Source organism: bacterium (assembly GCA_024226335.1).
Taxonomy (GTDB): Bacteria; Myxococcota_A; UBA9160; order SZUA-336; family SZUA-336; genus JAAELY01.
On the sequence record JAAELY010000515.1, the window covers coordinates 1 to 3,576 of the forward strand.

2 protein-coding genes are annotated in these 3,576 nt (G+C 61.2%); both read left to right on the forward strand.

The features are described 5' to 3' along the window. Positions 1 to 508: 508 nt before the first annotated feature. Positions 509 to 820 (forward strand): hypothetical protein, encoded by a 312-nt coding sequence (locus GY725_24930; protein MCP4007440.1) that lies wholly within the window; start codon positions 509 to 511, stop codon positions 818 to 820. A gap of 1,410 nt (positions 821 to 2,230) precedes the next feature. Continuing rightward, a complete protein-coding gene (locus GY725_24935; protein ID MCP4007441.1) occupies positions 2,231 to 3,523 on the forward strand; it encodes a hypothetical protein in 1,293 nt (430 codons plus the stop codon). The last annotated feature ends 53 nt before the right edge of the window (positions 3,524 to 3,576 follow it).

Consider the following 3,576-nt stretch of genomic DNA (forward strand, 5'->3'; position numbering starts at 1 on the left):
CGGAAAGTGATGTCCATGAAGACGGAGCGAGACGGCGCAGCTGAATCGTCGGGGACACCAGGACGGCCAAAGAAGTAAAGATCGACACATGCTTCTACGGAACAACGGTTCAAGTGGCAACGCGACAGCACACAAAGACATGCTCTTGACAACGAGTAAGGAACGTCCAAAAAGAGCATCACGTGGTCCACCGCAGCAGCTATGCTTCCACGCAGGACCGATCTCTGCCGGTGTCCAGCAACAAGATGCCGAAGGACGAGACGTCGACAAGGAGCACATGTCGCAGACGAGGAACTGCAGGTCCAGCGCGGAATCGTTACCAGCGCAGATCGCGTGGCAAGCAGTCTACACGGATCCCAAAAGCTGTTTCATTCACCTGCGGGAGCCCCCGTCGCCGTCGACACGGAGGCGTTCGACGTCGTGCCCGCCGAAGCTGCTGACTGGAATGTCGACGGTCGCGACGTGGAGAGCGGTTCTGACGGCCCTACTGCGATCCGCAGGAGCCTGCGTGGCAGCGAAAATCGACCAACTGGTACAGCTGCTCTGGATACTCGGCAATACCGATCTGGTGCAGGAACTGTGCTGTGGAAAGGCCGTCGTGACGCCGTACCTGTGCCAGGTCACCGCCGACTTTCTCGCCGATGTCTATCCTGATGGCTTTTGTGTAGAGAGGACATGGATGAAGACTCGCGGCGTCGTCTTTAAATCCGGCGTCCCACCTGTGGTACGAGCAGTTTCCCACTGCGAGTCCCTCGTTTGCATGCGCATCGACGACGAGCACAGACTCTACGCGAAGCCTCCGGTACAGTGTTCGAGGTGATGACAAAACGGCGTGCCGAACAAGAGTCCCTCGGGTAGCCTGCCTCTAAGTCCCGACGCGCCGAAAGAACTTCGCACATCGGAGTCTCCGCCTGTTAGCGTCAGCGACGATCACAACAGCAGCGACAGACGCCGCGAATCGCACTCGACAAGATCCCTTCGGGTAGCCTGCCTGTAAGTCCCGACGTGCGGAGAGAACTTCGACCGCGGAACAAAGAGGGTCACTGCTCACACCGCGGTTGCGTTCGCCCAATTGTCGCGGCGACGTCTGAAAGCAATCATTGATGATCGTGGGAATCAGCGTCGCCGAAGTTTCCTGCCGCAGCAGACCCTCCGCGAGTCGCTGTAAACAACGATCACGACAGCTGCGACACACGCCGCCGAAACACCCTGTCCAAGATTCCTTCGGGTACCCTGCCTCTAAGTCCCGACGTGCGGAAAGATTTCTAACCGCGGAACGGAGAAGGTCACTGCTCATGCCGAAGTCCCGTTCGCCCAGTTGTTACAGTGACGCCTGAGAGCAATCATGGAGGACCGTGCGAAGCAGTGTCGCCGAGGTTTCTTGTCGCATCGGAACCTCCGACTGTCGCTGTCGGCAACGATCACGGCTGCTGCGACACACGCCCTGAAACATGGTGTCCAGGATTCCTTCGGGTACCCTGTTTCTAAGTCCCGACGTGCGGGAAGAGCGTCGTCCGCAGGGCGGAGAAGGTCACTGTTCATGCCGTGGTCCCGTTCGCCCACTTGTCGCAATGACGCCTGAAAGCGATGATTGAGAAGCATGAGAAGCAGTGTCGCCGAAGTTTCTTGTCGCATTAGAATCTCCGCCTGCCGCTGTCAACAACGATCACGACAGCTGCGACGGATGCCGCGACCTACACTCTCCACCACGGTGCAACGCCGTCGCTGCAACGGTGTTCCAAGCGGTTCTCTTGTGCATAAGAAGCGCCGGATCGACAGGTTTGGAATCGTGTGCACACCGTCGAGCACCGACCACACGAACGCGCCACGTAGCATCGGTTATTACTGCCAGACGCTTCTCGCGACGGCCCAAGCCGAGGAATTGACATAGCAGCAGACCCGGCGCCCTCCCTGTAGGGCATGCCGTCGAAGTGGACAAGCTCGAAGGCTTGCAAAGCGACGTGCGATCGTCTCGCGTGGCGTCGCCCTCGGCGCAATGAAGGGGCAGCATTCGTGGAATAAAGGAGGGTACGGCAAAGACAAAGGCAAAGGATCGAAGGCCGGCCGATGGGAGGCGGCACCGTCGGGCTGGAACTCCTCGGCTGACTGGAACACGACCTGGGAAGCCGGCGACAAGGGCGACGGCAAGAAGGGAGCCTGGAGCGATGCGGCTGCCGGAGAGACGCCGAAGAGAGCACTGCAGTCTCGCTTTCACTTCACGAAGACTTGTATGCGGGCCTACGCTGACGAAACCGGGTCCTGTCTCAACACAGATCACCCCGGACAGTACGGGAGAGGCGTGGCCGACGGCGACTTCGTCAGGATCAAGCATCTCGTGGCCTTTCTGAACGAGTGGAACAGCCCCGTCATCAAGACTCCAGGCATCGGCATCAGCGAGGCACTCTGCAACCTGCTCGCCTGTGCCGGCATTCTGGCCGAGGCGCAAGCGGAGAAGGCAAGCGCGGGCACGAGCGGCACGGCGGCCATCCTCGGAGCCGCGTTCCAGAAGCTCGGCCTGCAGGGCATGGCCGAAACCTTCGTGTCGCCCGAAGGAAAGGAGCTGCTCCGCACGGCCGAAGACCTCATGAAGAACAGGTGCAAGTCGCTGACGCGCAGCGACGCGGAGACGCACGCGCGGACGATCGTGACCTTCTTCAAGGCGCACAAGGAGAAAATCGCGTCGAGCGGCGGGCGACTGGCCATCGCTACGTCGCGCCTCTATCTGGGGGCCATGAGCAGCCTCGAGCTCGCCACGGAGCTCGGGAATCCGAAGAAGTGGGCGGCACAGGTTCCGGAGACCGCGATAGAGAGCAAGTCGCTGGCAGCGTGGAAGAACAACCCGAAGAACGAGGACCTCATGAGGCGATTCATCGCAGCGGCCTTCACGGAACGCGCCGCAAGGGACACCACGCGCTCCTCGTCGAGCAATGCCGCCGGCGCCGCACTCAGCTTCGGCACGGCCCACGTCGCGGAAGCCGAAGACTCCGACACGTCCGCCGAGGTCGGCACACCGAAGCCGGCAAGGAGAGGCCGCAAGCATGCACGGGAAACCGAAGACTCCGACGCGCCTGCCGAGGTCGCCACGCCGAAGCCGGCACGGAGGGGTCGCAAGCGCGCACAGAGTTCCTCAAGCAGCCCCGCGAGCAGCTCTTCGAGTTCCGGCAGCTCCTCGACGTCGTCTCCATCCGAGAGAAGGAAGCGGCCGAAGAAGAGGTCGAAGTCGAGAGCAAGGAGTACGAAGAAGAAGAAGGCCAAGAAGGCACCGAAACAGAAGGAGCGCTCCCCCGCAAAAGCTGACGCGCCGACCGAGAAGAAGACTCCTGAAGGCGACGAACCGAAGAACGTCGAAAGGAACGCGGAAGAACCTGCGGGAAACGAGGAAGACAAGGAGAACCCGGCCGCCGTCGCGAAGACGGGCGACGAGAAAAGTGAAGCGGAAGACGCAAAGACGAAGGACGGCACGGCTGATGCCGGCGTCGATCCGAAGCCGCGATCGGGCAAGAGTGTCGAGCCGAAGCAGTGATCGGACAAGACCGCCGCGCAACGGCGGCCGCCGCTGTCCCCCGAGCAGGAGAA